Genomic DNA, 22,401 nt, shown 5'->3' on the forward strand with positions numbered 1-22,401 from the left:
CATGTCTCTATTGTATCATGCTTATGTGTATTTGGAATTTCTCATTTTGGCTTGTACTATTTATATTCTAGCACCAAGGAATACAAGGAGTAAAGGGTGATATGGGTGCCACTGGCCCAATCGGACCACAAGGACCCCAGGGTAACCAGGGGCCGACCGGACCTCAGGGACCAACTGGTGCCACGGGACCGACCGGTGCCACTGGTGCTACGGGGCCTCAAGGTCCTAAAGGCGATGGACTTGACGTCAAAGACACTAGAAGCACAAATCAAACGCCGCTTTGGTATATACAAAATTTCCCGATGACCACAGTAAATGAGTTGAAATTAGCAAATACGATTGGTCTAACTGGTGAAAACTTCTGTCTTTTAATAACATGCGTGCCATGGCGAGATGCTTCCGGCGGATATCCTAAGCAGACTGCAAAGATTGATGGTCGTGAATTATGGCGAATCGGTATTAGTGATACGCAATGGAGTACATGGAATGACGCATACACCCTTGCAAATTCTGTTGATATGGGTATAGCCGCTTGGTGTTATAACAACGATCGTACTTATATTAATGGCGGACGATTGTACGCTGGTTCGGTTACCGCTGTTCAAATGGCTGCTAATTCTATAACAACTGAAAAAATTGCGGCTGGTTCGGTTACCGCTGATAAAATTGACGTTGTCAGTTTGTTTGCAAAAGACATCGAGGCATCCGGTTCTATATCTGGTGTTAAAATAGTTGCTAGAGAGATTACTGCAAATCAGTCATACTCTATATTTAACGGCACAAACAGTCAGAAAATCTTATATTTTGATGGATCGTCTATCAAATTAGGAAAAATGGGAACTGGAACATCTATACAAGGTGGCGCCGGATTCGAGTTTTTTGATAAGACGGTCACGATGTATGGTGATCTGAGTTTATACAGTGGCGATATTACCACTCCTGGCAATGTGCAGGGAAAAACAATAACTGCGACTGCAGACATGAATACTAATACCATATATGCATCTAATTGGTTTAGATCGCGCGGTACTACAGGATGGTATAGTGAGGATTATGGTGGTGGCTGGTATATGACGGATTCCGATTGGATTCGGGCATATAACGGAAAAGGTATAACCACCAATGGCAATATGTCCATTGGTGGTTATATTCAGAGTAACAACATAATAAATACAACATATGAGTATCAGTCCAATAGAGGTTCGGTAGACTGGCGCTTTGGTGCGGCAACAGGTACAGGTGATGAAAATTTCTTTAGCTTTTATAAAGCTAACAATGGAATGATTCCACTGGCAATTGATGGAAATTTCGGAAACATTTACGTTGGGTTCAATGTGGGAGGTTCAGGTTCGAAGACTGCTGTAGGAGTTTATCTTGGCGCTGAAGTGGCTGGAAGTAGAGCTTTTATCTATCACGGAGATTCATACGCTGGGTCAATTTGGATTCAAACCAGACTTGATGGTTCATGGAAATGGTTTAGTCTCGGAAGAGCATGTAGTGCAGCTCTTTCTGATATTCGACTAAAAGACGATATAAGAGACACCGAAGTACAAGACGCAACAAAAGTTATTGAAGCAATGCAAATTCGTTCTTTTGAAAGAAAAGATTCTCATAAAAAATACAAGATTGGCTTTATAGCAGACGAACTCGAACAGCTTGACCCTAACCTTGTCGATGGAGGCGGAGAAGTTGACGGACATCCATATTATAAATCTGTCAATAATTTGCAGTTGCTTGCGTATGTTGTAAAAGCAATGCAAGAGCTGAGTTCTAAAGTGGATCGGCTCGAAAGAGAAAACGAAGAACTTAGAAGAAAACTTTATTCATAGGAGGATAATATCATGGCATTAACAACATCTAAATCTATCAACTTATCAGGACAGTCCGTTATCAACGGAGTAACAGTGGAGACCTACACCGCATCTTGCAGTGAGGCTAACCCAAAAACTATGTATATTCAGCAGTCTACCACTAACCAGGAGTTACGGAAAGAGAACCGTACGCAGTGCCGTAAAGACCGTGACGAGTTCGAGGAGCTTGCATATGCTATGCAGGACGAGATGATAGCAAACAAAGGACAGGTTGACAGTACAGAAGAGTGATTGGAGAAGAAAATAAATATGAGAATTAGAGCGAGACCATACTAGGTCTTATTTTTTTACAAAATTGCGCCGGCGCAATGCTGGAGAAAGGACATATATGGAAGTAATTATTTCTTCTACAATATCGGCAGCAGTAACGCTGATAGTGTGTCTGATCAGCAATCATAGCCAGAATGAAAAGACGAGGGCGCTCATGGAATACAAGCTGGAAGAGCTTACAAAAAGAGTGGATAAGCACAACAACACCATAGAGCGAACTTATAATCTGGAACAGAGGATGGCTGTATCAGAAGAACAGATTCGGGTAGCAAATCATAGAATTGCAGATTTGGAACATGATCATAAGGAGGATTAACTGTATGAACATTAATGTAAATGAAATTATGAACTATGTAACCTATGCTCTGATCGCATTTGGCTTGATGGCCTTTGTGGTGTCTCTTATTGTGCAGGCAATAAAAGACCTACCGTGGTTCAAAAAATTACCAACCAGTGCAGTTGCTCTTATCACATCCTTTATTGTATGCACTGCTACAATGGTTGCTTTTTGCGAATATTTTAAAATTGTGATTGAATGGTACTATGTGTTTGCTGCAATTATTGCATCATTCGTGATTTATATGGTAGCAACTGGAGGCTGGGAAAGAGTAAAGACAATCTGGGATAAGACAAAGTACAAAAAAATGAGGGCGAGTGATCGCTCTCATTTTTGAAAGGAGAACTTTGACATGAAATATTTTATCTGTGTAGGTCACGCGAACTATGGCGGTGGCGTCATCTCATCTGCAGATGGTACTAGCAAGGGTGGTGTGAATGAATATAAATACAACAAAGAACTGGCGCCCTATGTGTGCAAATGGCTTAAGGTAGCAGGACATGAGGCAACCTTGTGTATTGCTCCGGAAGGTCAGCTGCATTCCCTGAATGATGAAATCAAGTATTTCATTGAAGAAGAGAATAAACAGAACTATGATCTGTCAGTCCAGCTTCATCTGAATGCCTTTAATGGAGAGGCATATGGCTGCGAAGCATACTGTTACAATGCAAATGGTCTTCCGGAAGCCCAGCGGATCAGTGCGAAGCTCGGCACTGTCTGGCATGACAGAGGAGCTGAAGAACGTCCCGGACTGTACTGGACCAGAAAGACCAAGGCAAAAGCTGTCCTGGTAGAATCTTTCTTCTGTGATAACAAGGACGATTATGCCAAAGCGAAAAAACTTGGTATGGATGCTCACGGAAAGCTGATCGCAGAGGGCATTCTGGGAAAAACGATCACAATTGCGCCGGCGCAACCGAAAGCAAAGTATTACATCCAGGCTGGAGCCTACGGAACAAAAGAAAATGCAGATGTGATGGTGAAAGTACTTAAGAAAAAGGGGTTTTCAGCAAGTATCCGCAAAGTAGCCGGCTCCGTCCCATACCGTGTCCAGGTCGGCACATACAGAACAAAGAAGGCTGCCAATAAGGTGGTAAAGAAACTGAAGGCAGTAGACTTCCAGGTATTGGTGAAGAGCCTGTAATGTCGAAATTCGTCGTACTATCTCGCACGATAGTGCGTGACAGATGGGAAAGAATCTGGTACATTAAATATATCCCTCAAATAAGAAAAAGTCCTTACAATCATGCAGCTGCCCGCAGAAGAGTGAGGGCTTTTCTTCTTATATAAAATAACATGGTTGAAGCTGTATAGAATAATACAAAAATGAATACGTAACATACTGGTAGCTAACAAAAATCGCGAAAACCCATTAAAATAAGGCACTACAGTTTCTGTAGAGGAAGCTGCTAAGGCTGGTAAGTTCTAATAATTGAATAAACTATAATTGCTATATAGCAATAAAATTGGGCACTCTGTACAAAATACAGGGTGCTCATTTTTTATCCACAAAGTTAACATGCAGGCTCTGCCTGCGTCATGCCCACACAAACAATTTCGCGTGGGCAAAATGAGAGTGGAATTCTGAATGCATATATATAATGATACCAGTGTCAAAAGGTCAAAAAAGCTGTTCGTGCTTGCACGATAAGGCTTTTGAGCTTGGGACACGCCAAATATGAGAAAGTAGCGATTTACGCAGTAAATCAGCGGATTTCGAATATTTGGAGGATTGCGGGAGCAGCGTAGCTGCGTAGCAATCCGGGTATCAAATGAGTGTCAAAAGACCTTTTGACACTCATATCATATAATGTGGATGCTAAAATCTGACTTCTATTCACAGAAATTTTCACAAACCCATCAAATCTCCCTCACAATTTCATCACAGATTTCAGGTATATTAATAATCAAACAAAGGCGATAACCTTTTTAATCGTATAGATCATATTTTCTTTTTCATACTTGCCAGGACTTTTTGATAAGTCCTGGCCCTCCTTTTTTTCTGGAACAAAATCAGCCCGACAGATTCCATTGACGAAAACATAATTCTATGGTAAAACTTTACTATGCCAATACATTACAGGAGGTTGACCCGAAATGGCAAAAGAAGCAAAGACAAATGCAATGCGAATGCTGGACAGACAGAAGGTAAAGTATGAAACACTTGCCTATGAATGTGACGAATTTATTGACGGAATCCATTGTGCAGACATTACAGGTGCACCATATGAACAGTCCTTTAAGACACTTGTTATGGAAGGGAAAAGCGGCGGATATTATGTATTTGTAGTCCCGATTGAGAAAGAAGTGGATCGTAAGGCAGCTGCCAAAGCAGTAGGAGAGAAGGCAGTTGATATGATCCATGTGAAAGATATTACGAAGATCACAGGTTATGTTCGCGGTGGCTGTAGCCCTATTGGAATGAAGAAACCTTTTCCCACTGTTTTTGACGCTTCAGCAGGAAATTTTCAAGAAATTTATGTAAGCGGGGGGAGAATCGGCCTGACCTTGAAAGTGCCGGTAGCGGATCTTCTGAAAGTGACAGGCGGCAAACTGGCTGCAATCACAGCAGAAGAGTAAGAAACATATATTTTACAGAAAACAAAGCGAAATATGCTAAAATACTTATAAAGAAAACACTGCATGCTGCTATATGTCAAATGCCTTTTTCAAACACACTCTGGCACAGTCGGCAGTGCGAATCAGAAACAAATGATAAAGTGTTCCTGATAAGGGTTCGGTAAGCAAAAGCCACCAGCAAATGTATTATATTAAGCTCGCCAGACGAGCAGCAAGGAGGATTTATGAGAGAAGGAAAGAAGTTTAAGAAACTATTGATCGGGGTCGCAGCGGCTGCTATGACCATGCTTTGTACCTTGCCGGTATCAGCGGCAACTAAATCGTTTAAACCGATCACAGTAAAAGCAGGCAGATGTATTCATTTATTGAATACCAATATTCAGTCAAATGCGATTACGAATTACAGTTACCGCATTCAGCCGCAGAGTTCCGGCACCAGATATGATATTGTATATGCATATGGCGGAGAAGCAGAAGCTTTGAAGGGCGCCAGAACAGATTCCGGCCAGATCATTAACAACACATACATTAAGAGCAGCACCTCTTCCAATCAGGGAATGATCGCCTGCCTTAAGGTTACATCAGGTTCTGTGAAGCTTAGCGTGAAAATTACCTCACCGAATGCCAAGAGCAAGATTACAGCAGCATACCAGAGTTCCAGTCACAGTCCATTGAAGAACACAAGGACCATCAAGAAAGGTCAGTGGATCAAGATGACAAGAACCGGAAGCAATCTTTCTACTTTACCATTAATTGTTGCGGCTAAAAAGGGTGCTAACATTAATCGCAGATTAAACACAACCTCTTATGAAAATTACAGCTTCAAGTCCAAGTATGTGGCATTCAGACGCTACACCAATAAGAAGGGCGGCAAACTCTATAAGAGAAAATATCTGACTACCAATGGAAGCACCAAGTATCATTTTATGCTGATTCCACAGAGCTCTGCCGGAAGATCTTATACAGGTGTTCTGACCACGAAGAAAGGCAATGTAACTTATTACTATCCGTCTGATTATATCAAGGTAAGCGGATATGCAGGAAACAGTAAATAAACCCTGAACCCATTTTCAAACATGCTCTAGAAAAGCAAACAGCAATATCTGCGAAAAGCTCCTCCTGTCAGTTGATTTGACAGGAGGAGCTTTTTAAGAATGTGTTTGGAAAATTTGCGTCGTATATCTTGCGGAAAGACTTTTCAAACGCGTTTTAATTATCCTGAGCGTCTTCTTCAGTAATCTCAAAGACATGGCGCTTTTTAGCCATCTCATCACTTGCAAGATATTCGTCATAAGTAGTGATCTTGTCAATCATAGTACCATTTGGAAGGATTTCCATAATACGGTTTGCAGTTGTCTGAACAAACTGATGATCATGAGAGGTGAAAAGAATTACCCCCGGAAACTTGATCAGACCATTGTTCAATGCAGTGATGGACTCCATGTCCAGATGGTTGGTAGGCTCATCCAGAATCAGGATGTTGGCACCGGAAATCATCATTTTGGAAAGAAGGCAGCGAACCTTCTCGCCACCGGAAAGTACGCGGACACGTTTCACACCATCCTCACCAGGGAAGAGCATACGTCCAAGGAAACCACGCACATAAGTGGCGTCCTTGATCTCAGAATACTGTGTCAGCCAGTCTGTGATCGTAAGATCGTTATCGAATTCCTGAGTATTGTCTTTGGGAAAATAAGCCTGGGTGGTAGTGATTCCCCATTTGTAATTACCTTCATCCGGTTCCATTTCTCCAGTGATGATCTTGAAGAAAGTAGTGATCGCCTGCTCATTGGCACCAACGAAAGCAACCTTGTCCTCACGTCCAAGAGTGAAGGAAATGTTATCCAGAACCTTCACGCCGTCAATGGTTTTGGAAAGATTTTCGACCATGAGAACTTCATTTCCAATTTCACGGTTTGGGCGGAAGTCGATGTAGGGATATTTACGGCTGGAAGGACGCATGTCATCCAGCTGGATCTTCTCAAGGGCTCTCTTACGGGAGGTTGCCTGCTTGGACTTGGAAGCGTTAGCGCTGAATCGGGAAATAAATTCCTGGAGCTCTTTGATCTTCTCTTCTTTTTTCTTGTTTGCTTCTTTCATCTGCTTGATCAGAAGCTGGCTGGATTCATACCAGAAATCATAGTTACCTGCGTACAGCTGAATTTTACCATAATCAATATCAGCAGTCTGTGTACAAACCTTGTTCAGGAAGTAACGGTCATGGGATACCACGATAACAGTATTATCAAAATTGATCAGGAATTCTTCAAGCCACTCAATCGCGGGAAGATCCAGATGGTTGGTAGGCTCATCCAGCAGCAGAATGTCAGGATTTCCGAAAAGTGCCTGTGCAAGAAGAACCTTGACCTTCATGCTACCGGTCAGGTCAGCCATCTGTGCATAGTGGAATTCAGTGTCAATTCCAAGACCGTTCAGAAGAGTAGCAGCATCGGATTCTGCTTCCCATCCGTTCATCTCTGCGAATTCACCTTCAAGCTCGCTGGCACGGATTCCGTCTTCGTCGGTAAAATCCTCCTTGGCGTAAATGGCTTCCTTCTCTTTCATGATCTCATAGAGACGAAGGTTACCCATAATTACAGTGTCGAGAACTGTATAGGCATCATATTTGAAGTGATCCTGCTGTAAAAAAGAGAGACGCTGTCCTGGTGTGATCACAATGTCGCCCTTGGTAGGCTCCAGCTGACCGGAAAGAATCTTCAGAAATGTAGATTTTCCTGCACCGTTGGCGCCAATAAGTCCGTAGCAGTTTCCTTCTGTAAATTTGATATTAACATCTTCGAAAAGAGCTTTCTTTCCAACTCGCAAAGTAATATTGTTTGCTGAAATCATATTTTCCTCCTATATTAAAACGTTATCCTTATAAATACACATATAATGATAAGTATAGCCGATTTTCATTTTATCGTAAACTGGCAAATTTGCAACAATTATTTCTTGTTTAAAGGCTGTTTTACAGCAGAAACATGGAGAAAACTCACAAAATCCAAAAACCTTAGACTTTACAAAAAAAAAAGCCGCTGTTATAATGGCTGAATATAATGCCAGAATGAATAAAAGCACCGGAAGTTTTTTCTAAAAGGTGGTGTACGGTGCTGCTTCCCTGGCATTCAACTGGAGGAAAAATTATGCCGAAGAAACAGATATATCTTACCGGTTTTATGGGAACCGGTAAAAGTATGATCCTGAATTGCCTGCATGAGGTATGCGGTTTTGACAAAATTGAGATGGATGAGCAGATTGTTCAGGAACAGGGAATGAGCATTCCAGAAATTTTTGAAAAAAAAGGGGAAGAATATTTTCGGAATCTGGAGACCGAACTTGTAAAAAAAATTTCTGCCATGGATAATATCGTAGTATCGTGTGGCGGAGGAACTGTAATGCGTCAGTGCAATGTAGATGAGATGAAGAAGAATGGAACGATTGTTCTTTTGACAGCAGAACCAGAGACTGTTTACGAAAGAGTGAAAGGCAGCCACAACAGACCTCTTCTGGAAAAAAATATGAATCCGGAATACATAAAAGAATTGATGGAGGCAAGGCGTCCCAAGTATGAAGCTGCTGCAGACTTTGTTATAAAAACAGACAATCGGACAGCGGAAGAAATCTGCCTGGAAATAAATAAACGTCTAAAAACAGTCGATAACTAAAAATAGTGTGAAATTAATGTTAAAAAAATTAAAAAACTATTGAAATAGAAGTTGAAAATTGCTATAATTTGAACATACTGGGAGGGGAAGAGAAGAAAAGGGACATAATATAAGAATCAGTATGATTTGTGTCCAGTAAGGAGAAGGTACAGACATGTTTATTACAAGAGAGTGCGATTACGCAGCAAGAGTTCTTCGGGCACTGTCAGGGGAAACTCGCCTTAGCGTTAATGAAATCTGCGAGAAGGAATCCATTACCGCTCCCTTTGCCTATAAGATACTAAAGAAACTTCAGAAAGCCGGTATTGTGAAAGGATATCGCGGAGTCCATGGTGGATATGCCATGAATAAATCACTTGGTGAACTGACTCTGTTTGACGTATATAAGGCTATTGACCCGGATTTGTTCATTATAGAATGTATGGCTTCAGGTTATGAGTGTCCAACAGATGGAAAAGGAGATCATCTTCCTTGCTACATGCACAGAGAACTCTGTGAGATTCAGCAGGGGGTGTGGGAAATGCTTAAGAGAAAATCCCTTCAGGAAGTTCTCATGCCGGAAATGTAATATGCTAAAAAGCTGGTCAGACTCCATAAAGGAGTATCTGGCTGGCTTTTTTTATGCTTACTGGTAATCTTTGTATGTGATAATATACAAAAATCAAAATAGACATCATTGGAAGATTATGCTATAATGTCATATGGACTTTTAGACACATTGTGTCTAGAAATATTATTTTCATCATACCTTTAAGGAGGAAAAACAAACTATGGCAAGAAAGATGAAAACCATGGATGGTAACCATGCAGCCGCTCATGCATCATACGCTTTTTCTGATGTAGCTGCAATTTACCCGATCACCCCTTCATCTGTTATGGCTGAGGCTACAGACGAGTGGGCAACCCAGGGAAGAAAGAACATCTTTGGACAGGAAGTACAGGTAACAGAGATGCAGTCTGAGGCTGGTGCTGCTGGTGCAGTACACGGATCTCTTGCAGCTGGTGCCCTTACTACTACCTATACAGCATCCCAGGGTCTGTTACTGATGATCCCGAACCTTTACAAGATTGCTGGTGAGCAGCTTCCGGGTGTATTCAACGTATCCGCTCGTGCACTTGCTTCCCACGCACTTTCCATTTTCGGAGATCATTCCGATGTTATGGCCTGTCGTCAGACTGGTTGTGCAATGCTGTGTGAGTCTTCCGTACAGGAAGTTATGGACCTTACTCCGGTAGCACACCTTGCAGCAATCAAGGGAAAAGTTCCGTTCATCAACTTCTTCGACGGATTCCGTACATCTCACGAGATCCAGAAGATTGAGACATGGGACTATGAAGACCTGAAAGATATGGCAGATATGGACGCTATCCAGGCATTTCGTGATCACGCACTGAATCCGAACCATCCATGTCAGAGAGGTTCCGCTCAGAACCCGGATATCTTCTTCCAGGCAAGAGAGGCATGTAACCCATACTACGATGCTCTTCCGGCAGTCGTACAGGAGTACATGGACAAAGTTAACGCTAAGATCGGTACTGATTACAAGCTGTTCAACTACTATGGAGCAGCAGACGCAGAGCACGTTATCGTAGCTATGGGTTCTGTAAATGATACAATCGAGGAGACAATCGACTACTTAATGGCAGCTGGCAGAAAAGTTGGTGTTGTTAAAGTTCGTCTTTACAGACCATTCTGCGCACAGGCTCTTATCGATGCTATTCCTGAGACAGTTAAACAGATCACAGTTCTTGACAGAACGAAAGAGCCAGGAGCTCAGGGCGAGCCTCTGTATCTTGATGTTGTTGCTGCACTTAAGAACAGCAAATTTGACGGCGTTAAGATCTTCACCGGACGTTACGGACTTGGTTCCAAGGACACAACACCGGCTCAGATCGTAGCTGTTTATGACAATACTGAGAAAGAGAAATTTACTCTTGGTATCGTTGATGATGTTACAAACCTTTCTCTTGAGACAGGCGCTCCGCTTGTAACTACTCCAGAGGGAACAACAAACTGTAAGTTCTGGGGACTTGGTGCTGATGGTACTGTAGGTGCTAACAAAAACTCCATCAAGATCATCGGTGACAATACAGATATGTACGCTCAGGCATACTTTGATTATGACTCCAAGAAGTCAGGTGGTGTTACAATGTCCCACCTTCGTTTTGGTAAGAAACCGATCAAATCTACCTACCTGATCCACAAAGCAAACTTTGTAGCATGCCACAATCCGTCCTATGTGAACAAATATAACATGGTACAGGAACTGGTTGACGGCGGTACATTCCTTCTGAACTGTGCATGGGATATGGAAGGTCTTGAAAAACATCTTCCAGGACAGGTTAAGGCATTCATCGCTAACCACGGTATCAAATTCTACACCATCGACGGTGTTAAGATCGGTATTGAGACTGGCATGGGACCAACACGTATCAACACAATCCTTCAGTCCGCATTCTTCAAACTTACCGGAATCATTCCGGAGGAGCAGGCTATCGAGCTTATGAAGGCTGCTGCGAAAGCAACATACGGACGTAAAGGTGATGATGTTGTTCAGAAGAACTGGGCAGCTATCGATGCTGGTGCTAAGCAGGTTGTTGAGATTCAGGTTCCAGAGAGCTGGAAAGATGCTGCAGACGAGGGTCTTCATATGACTCACGCTACAGAAGGACGTCAGGAAGTTGTTGATTTCGTTAACAACATCCAGGCTAAGGTTAATGCTCAGGAAGGTAATACACTGCCTGTATCTGCATTTAAAGATTATGTTGACGGTACTACACCATCCGGTGCTGCTGCATACGAGAAACGTGGTATCGCTGTAAATATCCCTGTATGGAATCCGGAGAACTGTATCCAGTGTAACAGATGTGCTTATGTCTGCCCGCACGCAGTTATCCGTCCGGTAGCTCTTACAGCTGAAGAGGCTGCAAATGCTCCGGAGGGAATCAAGACATTACCAATGACTGGTATGAAAGATGAGTATCAGTTCACAATGACTGTATCCGCTCTTGACTGTACAGGATGTGGTTCCTGTGCGAATGTCTGCCCAGGCAAGAAAGGTGCTAAGGCACTTGCTATGGAAAACCTTGAAGCAAACATGGGAGAGCAGAAATACTTCGATTACGGTGTAACTCTTCCGGTTAAAGAAGACGTTATCGCTAAATTCAAAGAGACAACTGTTAAGGGAAGCCAGTTCAAACAGCCGCTTCTTGAGTTCTCAGGAGCTTGTGCTGGATGTGGTGAGACACCTTACGCCAAACTGATCACCCAGCTGTTTGGTGACAGAATGTACATTGCAAACGCTACAGGATGCTCCTCTATCTGGGGTAACTCCTCACCTTCTACACCATATACCGTAAATGCTAAGGGACAGGGTCCTGCATGGGGCAACTCCTTATTTGAGGATAATGCTGAGTTCGGTTATGGTATGCTTCTTGCTCAGAAAGCTATCCGTGATGGCTTGAAAGCAAAAATTGAAGATGTTGTAGCTAACGGTGACAATGCAGACGTTAAAGCTGCTGGTCAGGAATGGCTGGATACTTTCGCATGCGGTGCTACCAACGGTGCAGCAACAGAGAAACTGGTTGCAGCTCTTGAGGCTTGCGGATGCGACAAGGCAAAAGACATTCTTACACAGAAAGACTTCCTTGCTAAGAAATCCCAGTGGATCTTCGGTGGTGACGGATGGGCTTACGATATCGGATTCGGTGGTGTTGACCATGTTCTCGCAAGTGGACGTGACATCAACGTTATGGTATTCGATACAGAGGTTTACTCCAACACAGGCGGACAGTCTTCCAAGTCTACACCTACAGGTGCAATCGCACAGTTCGCAGCTGGCGGTAAAGAGACCAAGAAGAAAGATATGGCTTCTATCGCAATGAGCTATGGTTATGTATATGTTGCTCAGATCTCTATGGGAGCTGACTTCAACCAGGCTATCAAAGCAATTGCAGAGGCAGAGGCTTATCCGGGACCATCCCTTATCATTGCATACGCTCCATGTATCAACCATGGTATTAAGAAAGGTATGTCAAAAGCTCAGACAGAGGAAGAGCTTGCTGTTAAGTGTGGATACTGGCACAACTTCCGCTTCAATCCAGCTGCTGAGGGAAGCAAGTTCAGCCTTGATTCCAAAGCACCGGATATGACAGATTATCAGGAATTCCTGAATGGCGAGGTTCGTTACAACTCCTTACAGCGTCAGAATCCTGAGAAAGCTGCCAGACTGTTCGCTAAGAACCAGTCCGAGGCTAAGGCAAGATACGAGTATCTGCAGAAGTTGATCACTCTGTACGGAACAGAGGAATAAGAATTACCCGCGGCAAGTCCGCATTATAAATATATAATATAAACATGTAATATAAACATGTAATGTTTATTATGTCGTAGCGTAAAGTGAGCCTGCGATACTGCCTAAAAAGGGTGGTATCACAGGCTTTTCTTGTGTGGATTAAATTCTGGGTGGCTACGGTGACTGACGTAGGCGCAGCAGATGAAAAATCAGACAAGTCAATATGGCGGTTACTTAATATTCGATGTACCCGATCGGTTCAGTTACTGTCAGAAGTGCTAGTGCAAATAGGAAAGCATTCACGTATAATGAAAATAACAAAAAACACGATAATAACAAGAAGGGAGATGTTTTTATGAACAAAAAAATGAGACTGTGGGTGGCTGGAACAGTTGGAGTCTTAATGACAGGCCTGATGAGCGTGAATGCTTATGCACTTGAAGAAAAGGATGTTATTGGAACCTGGTATGTAAATGAGCTTTCCATGGGTGGAGACATTTTGTTTCATCCAGGAGTAATGGGAATGGAAGTGACCGTGGATATTAAAGAAGGCGGTCAGATGGAAACCATAACGTCCTACAGTGGGGAAGAACCAGAGGCAGATCAATCAGAGTGGAAAATAGAAAATGATAAATTGTTGATGACTTATAGCGATCAAACGGTAGAATGTGAGTATGCTGATGGCAAAATAACGATAACTGCAGATGGAACGACAATGATCCAGCGGAAGCCTACTGCTATGATTTTTCAATATATTATGATTGGGATGAGTATCAATCAGAGTATGATTATTCATTGGATATAAATATTGCCAGGGACTTGATTGCGCAAACAGACGAAGGTAGTTATTACCTTGGTCTTGGAATGTCCCTGTGGTATACCGGTACGGAGGAGTATATTGAGGGAAGAAACTGTCCGGTATTTGTTATAGGGACAGATCATGAGGAACATTTTACAAAAGAAAAATATTATGCGGCAGGAGATAATGTGGTTTATTATTACGATCCGTTAGGCGATGCGTGGCTTTTGCTGGGAGCTGGCTGACAGACGGATTTGGGTATATGCTGACAGAAGATTCATCAGGGCGTGCAGATTGCAGGAATGATTTTTTAAACAGGCTTTCGTATATAACAGAGATTGATTAATTGGGGAAAGAGGAAACAGACATGAATGATTTTTTAACAGAAAAGAATAAAAAAACAGGAGTGTTAGGAAAACTGAAATGGGTTCTTTGTGGCTTCTGTATACTTTTTACTCTGGGAGCTATTGGCGCAGCAGAGAAATATATTGGTGAAGGACGCTGGGGAATGGCAGCAACGGAGATTATACTGGGATTGTTATTTTTGTATCCCACCTTCCGGGAAATCCAAAAAGCATTGAAGAAGAAAAAAGCCAGAGAAATAGCCTGTTGGTTTGAATCTTATGCCCAGAGCACGCTCTCATTTGAGAAGTTTGAGACTGAGATGGGAAAAGATGCTGTAAGGAAATTGGAAAAAATGATTGCCAAAGGGTATATTCGAAATATTCAGATAGACAGAGAAGAAAATTATATATTGATTACTGCACCAAACAGACGTGTGAATGAGAAGATTTATATTACAGTTACCTGTCCCAGCTGCGGTGCAAAGAATCAGATAATAAAAGGGCGCCTGTGCAACTGTGAATATTGCGGACAGCGTCTCACTTCCTGACAGCAGATGCGAATTATTACACAAGGGGCTGCCTGTTTTCCGGCAGCCCCAATGTTAGATTGTCACTTGTTAAGTTGGTTGAACCGCTGTATACGGAACCGTACGGTGGCGTGATAGCACGGATTACGAATACGGTCGGCAGCTGTGGGAGCGTCATAGGCGCGGAACAGCTGACTTTCATATGTGATGTCTCCGGTAGGCGACATGTTCGTTTAGCGGCAAAGAAGAATATTTAAAAGCTGTGAAATTGTCTGATTTAGTACAGGATGCCTGAGGTAAGGGGCAATCTGGTTCATAGGAGCCAGCACAAAGTCACGATTCTGCATATCCGGATGGGGGATGTGAAGATCTGCAGTATCAATGATTTCCTGATCATAAAAGAGAATATCCAGATCCAGAGTACGAGGACCCCAGTGAATAATACGTTCCCGGTTTGCCTCCTGTTCCAGCTGATGAAGACGTTCCAGCAATTCTTCCGGTGAAAGAAGGGTACGCATTTTCAAAACTCCATTCAGAAATTCATCCTGATCGGTAACACCATAAGGTTCTGTTACAAGATAATCAGAAACGGCCTCTATCCGGCATCCTTTTGTTTTTTTCAAACCACGTATCCCATTGTCGATGAACAGCTTTTTATCTCCCATATTAGAGCCAAAAGCAATGTATGCAGTATGCCATTTTCTTGTGATTTCCACAGATACGGTTTTCAGTGGAAGACCAACAGGAGCCCAGGGCTTTTCAATTTTCAGTGTGATCTGTTCCAGACCGGAAAGAGAGTCGAGCAGCATCTCTGCAAGATTTTCTGCAAGTGCTTCCAGAAGCTTAAAAGTATGTTTTCTGGTGAAATCTGTAATCATGTGGCTGACTTCTCCGTAATTGATAGAAGCAGACAGATCATCCGTTAACCCGGCCTGACGTGTGTGGGTAAAGAGGGTGGCAGAAATAACAAATTTTTGTCCAAGTACATTTTCTTCCGGATAGACACCATGGTTGGCAAAAATTTCCAGTTCTTTAATTTCTATTTTATCAAATCTGGTTTTATCCATAACAGTTGTTCCTTTCTGTTGGCTATTTACAATTTTGAGGAATTTGAACGCAGTCGCTTCGCGACTGCGTTCATGAGCAAGTAGCAAAGCGGATTGCGAATGTCCTCTTTACTCTCAATTACAACCCAAAATTGCTTCTGTCATCTGGATTACGCGTCTGTTTTCCTTGACATCATGAACACGCACAAAAGAACAGCCCTTCATCACACCAATTACACTGGTAGCCAGTGTTCCCTCTACACGCTGGTCTACAGGCAGATCAAGTGCCAGTCCGATCATCGACTTGCGTGAGGTGCCAAGAAGAACCGGAAAGCCCAGATTCTTAAAAAGCTCCAGATGATTCATAGTTTCCAGATTCATCTCAAATGTTTTTCCAAATCCAACCCCTGGATCGAGAATGATTTTCTCATCTTTGATTCCTGCTTTTCTTGCAAGATTGACACATTCCTGTGTCTCAGAAAGCATATCGATGAGAAAATTGTTATATTCTGTATTGGACTTATTGTGCATGAGACAGCATGCAACATCATATTTGGCAATTACAGCTCCCATTTCAGAATCATATTTTAATCCCCAGATATCGTTGACCAGATCTGCACCGGCCTGAATCGCACTTTCTGCCACGCTGCTTTTGAAGGTATCTACAGAAATGGGAATGTCAAAACGTTTTCTGACCGCTTCGATAACGGGCAAAACTCTCTGAGCTTCTTCCTCTGCACTGACCGGCGTGTGTCCGGGACGCGTAGACTCCCCGCCAATATCGATAATATCCGCACCATCCGCGATCATGGCTTCTGTATGCCGCAAAGCTTCATCTAAATGATTCCATTTCCCGCCATCGGAAAAAGAATCAGGAGTAATATTTAAAATTCCCATTATATAAGTGTGATTTTGTGTATCAAAAAAACGATTTCCAATTTTCATAAATAGAAACCATCCTTTCTGTTAGATTTTTTAGAAGGCTTAATATTCAATTGTCAGATTTTTTTTCTCAGAAGGCCAGTAACATTCTGAAGCTGCTGAACATGAAAAACAATTTCTGGACTTTTTATCAGCCTTATATAGCAGCATAGCCAACACATTATCAGATCCATCCGTCCTGTGCTGACTGATCGCAGATAATATTTCCTCTTTTTCCTGCTCTGTAAAATGCAGATCTGCCAGAATCTTTCCGGCTATTTCAGCTCCTGCAATGTCATGAGAAATACCCGACAGATATTGCTGCGCACGGCCAATGTCATGAAGAAGAGCAGTGGCATAAATGATTTCCCTGGACAGATTAAGCTTGTTTTCCAGAGAATAAATATACATCAGCCTGGCAACATCCAGAAAGTGTTCCGGCGTATGTCTGCAGAAAATACGATCTTTTTCAAGCTCCTGTATTTTCTCACAGTGCTTTTGATAAAGGGGATGCCGCCAGATTAAAGAAATACGGTTTGTTTCAGAAAAAGAACTGCTCATTTTCCGACCATGGAAAGGAACATTTTCTGCAGCTCCTTATCTTCTTTGAAGGCTCCGCGGGTTACAGTTGTAATTGTTTTGCTTCCTGGCTTTTTAACGCCTCGCATGGTCATGCAGGTGTGTTCTGCTTCCAGCATAACCATAATTCCCTTCGGAGAGAGGGCACGCTCCAGAGCGTCCGCAATCTGTACTGTGAGGCGTTCCTGGATCTGCGGTCTTCTGGCATAAACCTCTACCGTACGTGCCAGCTTGCTTAATCCTGTGACTTTTCCATCGGGAATATAAGCCAGGTGCGCCTTACCATAAAAAGGCATCAGATGATGCTCGCACATAGAGTAAAAAGTAATATCTTTTTCCAATACGATCTCATTATTTTCTACTGGAAACTGCTTCAGTAAATGGTGATCTGCTTCCTGATCGAGACCACCGTAAATTTCCTCGCACATACGTGCAATTCTGTCGGGAGTATCAATCAGTCCCTCCCGGGTAATATCCTCACCGATTCCTTCCAGAAGCAGGCGGATGGCCTGTTCTACTTTTTGTTTGTCAACCATTAAAAATAACCTCCTTTGTATTTGATTGCGGAGACTATCCTTTTTTGATAAAACCGGGGAAGGATTTTCGAATTCGAATATCTGCCTGCTTAATACGCAAAAAAGGATATCTCCAATTGTGATAGAATGTATGTCGAAAACATTCCCTTGAGCCTGTTAAAAAACGTTTCCACAAATCGCAATGTGCATCTTGCAGAAAGCTCCTTTCGGGCAGGCTCTGACACAATATGAGATATCCCTCTTATAGTGCTTGCAACGGGTGCGGATAATATACCGTAAGACGTGCTTTTCGTTTCAGTGACAACTCCCCATTCACCGAACACTTGACGCATAAAATCCTATTTTGCATATCATTCATTTCGAAAGTTAGTATATCACGTCTTTTGGGAATAGAAAAGTGTTTTTTCTTAAACAGGTTGCGAAAGGGTAACGTGGATATTATAATAGGAATAGACAAAATTCACTGGAAGGAGTCAGTTTTATGACAGTTAAAGAACGAATCACCGCACTTCGGGAAGTAATGGCAGAGAAGAAAATAGATGCTTATCTTGTTCCCACAGATGATTTTCATGCATCTGAATATGTAGGAGAATACTTTAAGTGCAGAAAATATATTACAGGTTTTACCGGATCTGCCGGCAGAGCAGTCATCATGCAGGATATGGCTGGATTGTGGACAGATGGAAGATATTTCATCCAGGCGGCCGCACAGCTGGAGGGAACGGGTGTAGAGCTTTTTAAAATGGGAGAACCAGATGTTCCCACTGTGCACCAGTTTCTGGAAGAAAAATTAGGCGAGGGAATGTGCCTTGGTTTTGACGGAAGAACCGTCAGCGCCGAAGAAGCAGATGAACTGACCGAACTTCTTGCAAAAAAAGGAGCCACTCTTCAGACGGATTCTGATCTGGTAGGAGAAATCTGGGAAGATCGTCCGGCACTTTCCTGTGAACCGGTTATGGAACTGGATGTAAAATGGGCAGGCGAATCCCGTGCTGACAAATGTGCAAGAATCCGTAAATCAATGGAAGAGAAAGGTGCAGATGGATTTGTACTGACTTCTCTGGATGACATTGCATGGCTGCTGAATATTCGTGGCGGCGATGTACATTGCTGTCCGGTTGTTCTCTCTTATCTGATAATGACAAAAACAGAAATCAGGCTGTTTGCAAATGAAAAAGCATTTTCGGCTTCAATTCTGGACGCATTATCTAAGGATGGCGTAACCATTCTGCCCTATGACAGCATTTATGAATATGTAAAAACATTTGAGAAAGACATGACAGTTCTTCTTTGTAAAAAGAAAGCCAACTGTCGTCTGGTAAACAGTATTCCGAAGGAAGTAACGATTCTGGATGAAGCCAACCTGACTTTTCTTCCAAAATCAATTAAAAATCCAGTAGAAGTAGAAAATGAACGTATCGCTCATATCAAAGACGGAGTTGCGCTTACCAAATTCATCTGCTGGCTAAAGAAAAATGTTGGCAAAATTACAATGACAGAGTTAAGCGCAGGAGAGAAGCTGTACAGCTTCCGTGCCCAGCAGGAGAACTTTATCGACAACAGCTTTGACCCCATTATTTCTTATGGCATTCATGCTGCAATCAACCATTATTCTGCCACACCAGAGACAGATATTGCCATTGAGCCTGGCAATTTCCTTCTGGCAGACACAGGCGGACACTATTACGAAGGTACTACAGATACCACCCGCACAATTGTTATGGGCTCTGTGAATGACGAGCAGAAGAAATATTTTACCGCTGTTTTACGTGGCATGCTGAACCTTGGAAATGCCAAATTCCGTTATGGCTGTACTGGTGTAAATCTGGATTATCTGGCGCGTGGTCCGTTATGGGAAATGGGACAGGATTTTAATCATGGAACAGGACATGGAGTTGGTTATCTTCTGAATGTTCATGAAGGACCAAACAGCTTCCGCTGGAGAATTATTCAGGGAGATAATGCAGTACTGGAAGAGGGTATGATCACATCAGATGAGCCTGGATACTATGTGGAAAACCAATATGGAATCCGCCACGAAAACCTGCTCGTATGCAAAAAAGCAGAGAAAACCTCATTTGGCCAGTTCATGTGCTTTGAACATCTGACTATGGTACCGTTTGATCTGGATGCTGTTGTTCCCGAGCTGATGACTGTGCAGGAACGGGCACTTCTTAATAATTATCATGCACAGGTATATAAAAAGATTTCTCCATATCTGGAAGAAGAGGAAAAAGAATGGCTGAAAGAAGCTACACGCGAAATCTGAAGCTAATCATTTAAAACAGTAAACAGGGGCATGTATAAAACTGATATGCATCGCCCTTGTTTTATATTTTACAGAAAAAAGCAGTGCCTGCGGGAAGGAGAATAAATGACAATAACTACTTTATGCTATATCGAAAACGATGGCAAATATTTGATGCTTCACAGAGTAAAAAAGCAAAATGACATGAACGAAGGCAAATGGATTGGTGTAGGTGGACATACAGAAAATCAGGAATCCCCTGAAGAATGTCTTCTGCGTGAAGTAAAAGAAGAAACAGGACTCACACTTACTTCCTACAAATTTCGTGGCCTGGTAACCTTTATAAACAGCGAATGTGAATCTGAGCTTATGTGTGTATTTACAGCCGATGGATATACCGGGGAACTGATTGAATGCAATGAAGGCGAACTATGCTGGGTTGATAAGAAAATAGTGCCAGAGCTTCCTACATGGGAAGGTGATAAAGTTTTTCTGAACCTGCTTCTTTCAGAGGAAAAACGTTTTTTCTCTGTTAAACTACAATATGAGGGAGAAATGCTTGTAAATACGGAAATTCGCTTATACTAAATGAAAATTAATATAACAGAAAGAAGAAACAAATATGTTAAAATAAAACAGAAACTTGCAGAAAACCTTTGCTAAAAGGACTTTATCGACCGTACAAGGAGGTTATACATGAATAAAATAAAACTTTTTGCCGGAGCACTGACGTTCATGACAACCATGGCTCCTCCAATCCATGCATATGCTGCCACAGCCAGTCACGCAGAATTAAATGCAGCTGAAAAGAACATTGATCTTGATAAATCAGTTAATCTGCAGAATTCTATTAACCTTACAGATGAAATAGCCAAAGAAAATCAGGATTCCAATATAATGTTCAGCCCCACAAGCCTTAACTTCGCCCTTGGCATGATTGCAGAAGGTGCCAAGGGCGAAACGAAAAACGCATTAAATGAATATTTAGGAACCGATGATTTTGCAGCATATGCCAGAAAGTATATGAATGTAATTAAAAGCTATAATACAGAAGACGAAAATTATGGTTATACATCGAAATTAAAAATTGCAGATGCTTTATGGGTAAATCGGGGACTGACTCTGCAGGACCAATTTCAAAAAAATGCAGAAGATAATTTTGAAGCAGAGGCGGAAATTCTTGATTTTTCTGATAAAGAAAACACATGCAATACTATTAATGCATGGTGCAATGAAAATACAGATGGGCTGATTCCGGAAATTATGAAACCTGACATGCTTAATGAAAACAGTGAATTGTGTCTCACCAATTCATTGTATTTCGAATCCGGATGGTCCCAGGATCCATGGGATGTTTCTGATGAAAAAGAAAAATTCGGCGATAACGAAGAAACAAAGTACATGACAAGCATCGGTGATAATTACTATGAAAATGATGCGGCAACAGCATTTGAAAAATACTATGCAAATAATCTGAGTTTCATTGGAATTTTGCCGAAAGCAGAAGGAGATTTTACTCTTGATGAGCTGGATATTGAAGGTCTTCTGGAATCAGAACCGGAATACGATGAAGTTAATTGTAAAATGCCTAAGCTGAATTTTGAAACAACCGCTGAGTTAAGTGATATCCTCAGTAGAATAGGACTTGAGAATGTTTTTTCGGACGATGCTGATTTTTCAGGCATTGCAGATAAAGCGGTCCATGTCAGTTCTGTTTTACAGAAAACAAAGCTGGAACTAGACGAAAATGGAACTAAAGCTGCCGCTGTGACTGCAGTGACAATGGAGTGCATGTCTGCAATGGATACGGATCCGATTATAAAAGATGTTGAGTTGACACGGCCATTTGCATTTCTGATCTACGACAGTGCAAATGAGGAAGTGCTGTTTATGGGAAAAGTTCTAACGGTACAGTGACAGAAATTCTTCCATTATGAAAACAATTTAATTAAAAAATGAAAGAAAATATATTTGATGTATATTATGGCGTACTTGTTATGATAGGACTTTTCAGATTGAGTGTTTTATTGGGCTGCAATATGGAGATTGCTGCGAAAAAATCTAAAAGATTTTTGTAAGATTTTGTAAAAAGTGCTTGACGATTCCTTGCGATAGTGGTATAGTAAATAAGCTGTCGCAAGGAATTGCTTCTGAAATGCTGAAAAATAAAATAGTTTTCAGAAAATTTAAATTAACTGTTGACAATCGACTGAACTTATGGTAAAGTAATCAAGTCGCTTGAACAGAACGACAGAAATAAACAACTTTATACAGCTTCTTGAAGGTCTGAAAAACTTTTGAAAAAAGTGCTTGACAAGATCTGAAAGATATGATAAAGTAAATAGGCTGTCGCAAAGAGATGGCAGACAAACAACCTTGA

22 protein-coding genes and 1 riboswitch are annotated in these 22,401 nt (G+C 41.9%); of the genes, 16 read left to right on the forward strand and 6 right to left on the reverse strand.

The features are described 5' to 3' along the window. Positions 1–101: 101 nt before the first annotated feature. The 7 genes from pilV to AB5642_RS16815 all read left to right on the forward strand — a co-directional run bounded on the left by pilV (position 102) and on the right by AB5642_RS16815 (position 6,113). Entirely contained in the window at positions 102–1,829 is a 1,728-nt protein-coding gene (gene pilV / locus AB5642_RS16785) for a shufflon system plasmid conjugative transfer pilus tip adhesin PilV (protein WP_173719458.1), read from the forward strand. Between the two features lie 12 nt (positions 1,830–1,841). Further along, entirely contained in the window at positions 1,842–2,102 is a 261-nt protein-coding gene (locus AB5642_RS16790; protein WP_173719457.1) for a hypothetical protein, read from the forward strand. A gap of 97 nt (positions 2,103–2,199) precedes the next feature. Continuing rightward, the gene (locus tag AB5642_RS16795) at positions 2,200–2,457 is read left to right on the forward strand and encodes a hypothetical protein (protein WP_173719456.1); all 258 of its coding nucleotides are present in this window, start codon (positions 2,200–2,202) and stop codon (positions 2,455–2,457) included. A gap of 4 nt (positions 2,458–2,461) precedes the next feature. Next, positions 2,462–2,815, forward strand: a complete 354-nt coding sequence (locus AB5642_RS16800) for a ribonuclease (protein WP_179988308.1) — start codon at positions 2,462–2,464, stop codon at positions 2,813–2,815. A 15-nt stretch (positions 2,816–2,830) separates the two neighbouring features. Beyond that, entirely contained in the window at positions 2,831–3,622 is a 792-nt protein-coding gene (locus AB5642_RS16805) for an N-acetylmuramoyl-L-alanine amidase (protein WP_173719455.1), read from the forward strand. 953 nt (positions 3,623–4,575) lie between these two features. Continuing rightward, positions 4,576–5,058 carry a Cys-tRNA(Pro) deacylase gene (gene ybaK, locus AB5642_RS16810; protein WP_118581456.1) on the forward strand — a complete coding sequence of 161 codons (483 nt, stop codon included), beginning with the start codon at positions 4,576–4,578 and terminating at the stop codon, positions 5,056–5,058. A 224-nt stretch (positions 5,059–5,282) separates the two neighbouring features. Beyond that, positions 5,283–6,113: a hypothetical protein gene (locus tag AB5642_RS16815; RefSeq protein ID WP_173719454.1), complete on the forward strand. Its 831-nt coding sequence runs from the start codon at positions 5,283–5,285 to the stop codon at positions 6,111–6,113. A 154-nt stretch (positions 6,114–6,267) separates the two neighbouring features. On the opposite strand, the gene AB5642_RS16820 is transcribed toward AB5642_RS16815, so the two are convergent. Then, complete coding sequence (locus AB5642_RS16820; protein ID WP_118581462.1) at positions 6,268–7,908, reverse strand: ABC-F family ATP-binding cassette domain-containing protein; 1,641 nt, start codon at positions 7,906–7,908, stop codon at positions 6,268–6,270. Between the two features lie 296 nt (positions 7,909–8,204). On the opposite strand from AB5642_RS16820, the gene AB5642_RS16825 reads away from it, so the two are divergent. From AB5642_RS16825 to AB5642_RS16850, 6 genes are all read left to right on the forward strand, one after another. Next, complete coding sequence (locus AB5642_RS16825; RefSeq protein ID WP_148462237.1) at positions 8,205–8,726, forward strand: shikimate kinase; 522 nt, start codon at positions 8,205–8,207, stop codon at positions 8,724–8,726. Between the two features lie 154 nt (positions 8,727–8,880). After that, on the forward strand, positions 8,881–9,294 hold the full coding sequence (locus tag AB5642_RS16830; protein ID WP_118581465.1) for an Rrf2 family transcriptional regulator: 414 nt from the start codon (positions 8,881–8,883) through the stop codon (positions 9,292–9,294). A 202-nt stretch (positions 9,295–9,496) separates the two neighbouring features. Then, positions 9,497–13,039 (forward strand): pyruvate:ferredoxin (flavodoxin) oxidoreductase, encoded by a 3,543-nt coding sequence (gene nifJ, locus AB5642_RS16835; RefSeq protein WP_148462236.1) that lies wholly within the window; start codon positions 9,497–9,499, stop codon positions 13,037–13,039. Positions 13,040–13,376: 337 nt separating this feature from the next. Next, on the forward strand, positions 13,377–13,826 hold the full coding sequence (locus AB5642_RS16840) for a hypothetical protein (RefSeq protein ID WP_237926004.1): 450 nt from the start codon (positions 13,377–13,379) through the stop codon (positions 13,824–13,826). Beyond that, the gene (locus AB5642_RS16845; protein WP_237926005.1) at positions 13,817–14,065 is read left to right on the forward strand and encodes a hypothetical protein; all 249 of its coding nucleotides are present in this window, start codon (positions 13,817–13,819) and stop codon (positions 14,063–14,065) included. Before AB5642_RS16840 ends, AB5642_RS16845 begins: the two co-directional genes overlap by 10 nt. A 122-nt stretch (positions 14,066–14,187) precedes the next feature. Further along, complete coding sequence (locus AB5642_RS16850; RefSeq protein WP_173719453.1) at positions 14,188–14,712, forward strand: hypothetical protein; 525 nt, start codon at positions 14,188–14,190, stop codon at positions 14,710–14,712. 16 nt (positions 14,713–14,728) lie between these two features. Here AB5642_RS16850 and AB5642_RS16855 read toward each other — a convergent pair whose 3' ends face one another. The 5 genes from AB5642_RS16855 to folE form a co-directional block, all read right to left on the reverse strand. Next, complete coding sequence (locus tag AB5642_RS16855; RefSeq protein WP_173719452.1) at positions 14,729–14,893, reverse strand: hypothetical protein; 165 nt, start codon at positions 14,891–14,893, stop codon at positions 14,729–14,731. Positions 14,894–14,924: 31 nt separating this feature from the next. Further along, positions 14,925–15,758, reverse strand: a complete 834-nt coding sequence (folK, locus tag AB5642_RS16860) for a 2-amino-4-hydroxy-6-hydroxymethyldihydropteridine diphosphokinase (RefSeq protein WP_148462231.1) — start codon at positions 15,756–15,758, stop codon at positions 14,925–14,927. A 114-nt stretch (positions 15,759–15,872) separates the two neighbouring features. Beyond that, positions 15,873–16,682, reverse strand: a complete 810-nt coding sequence (gene folP / locus AB5642_RS16865) for a dihydropteroate synthase (RefSeq protein ID WP_148462230.1) — start codon at positions 16,680–16,682, stop codon at positions 15,873–15,875. 39 nt (positions 16,683–16,721) lie between these two features. Continuing rightward, the gene (locus tag AB5642_RS16870) at positions 16,722–17,219 is read right to left on the reverse strand and encodes an HD domain-containing protein (RefSeq protein ID WP_118581495.1); all 498 of its coding nucleotides are present in this window, start codon (positions 17,217–17,219) and stop codon (positions 16,722–16,724) included. Then, positions 17,216–17,773 carry a GTP cyclohydrolase I FolE gene (gene folE, locus AB5642_RS16875; protein ID WP_118581498.1) on the reverse strand — a complete coding sequence of 186 codons (558 nt, stop codon included), beginning with the start codon at positions 17,771–17,773 and terminating at the stop codon, positions 17,216–17,218. The genes AB5642_RS16870 and folE overlap by 4 nt, the downstream gene beginning before the upstream one ends. A 251-nt stretch (positions 17,774–18,024) precedes the next feature. Further along, positions 18,025–18,121, reverse strand: a riboswitch (THF riboswitch). A 133-nt stretch (positions 18,122–18,254) separates the two neighbouring features. Between folE and AB5642_RS16880 the strand changes: the two genes are divergently transcribed. The 3 genes from AB5642_RS16880 to AB5642_RS16890 all read left to right on the forward strand — a co-directional run bounded on the left by AB5642_RS16880 (position 18,255) and on the right by AB5642_RS16890 (position 21,938). Further along, positions 18,255–20,042 carry an aminopeptidase P family protein gene (locus AB5642_RS16880; protein ID WP_148462228.1) on the forward strand — a complete coding sequence of 596 codons (1,788 nt, stop codon included), beginning with the start codon at positions 18,255–18,257 and terminating at the stop codon, positions 20,040–20,042. Between the two features lie 105 nt (positions 20,043–20,147). Further along, complete coding sequence (locus AB5642_RS16885) at positions 20,148–20,609, forward strand: 8-oxo-dGTP diphosphatase (RefSeq protein ID WP_148462227.1); 462 nt, start codon at positions 20,148–20,150, stop codon at positions 20,607–20,609. A gap of 108 nt (positions 20,610–20,717) precedes the next feature. After that, positions 20,718–21,938, forward strand: a complete 1,221-nt coding sequence (locus AB5642_RS16890) for a serpin family protein (RefSeq protein WP_148462226.1) — start codon at positions 20,718–20,720, stop codon at positions 21,936–21,938. The last annotated feature ends 463 nt before the right edge of the window (positions 21,939–22,401 follow it).

Source organism: Ruminococcus sp. 1001136sp1_2201st1_G3_2201SCRN_220225, from assembly GCF_040924365.1.
Classification (GTDB): domain Bacteria; phylum Bacillota; class Clostridia; order Lachnospirales; family Lachnospiraceae; genus Blautia_A; species Blautia_A faecis.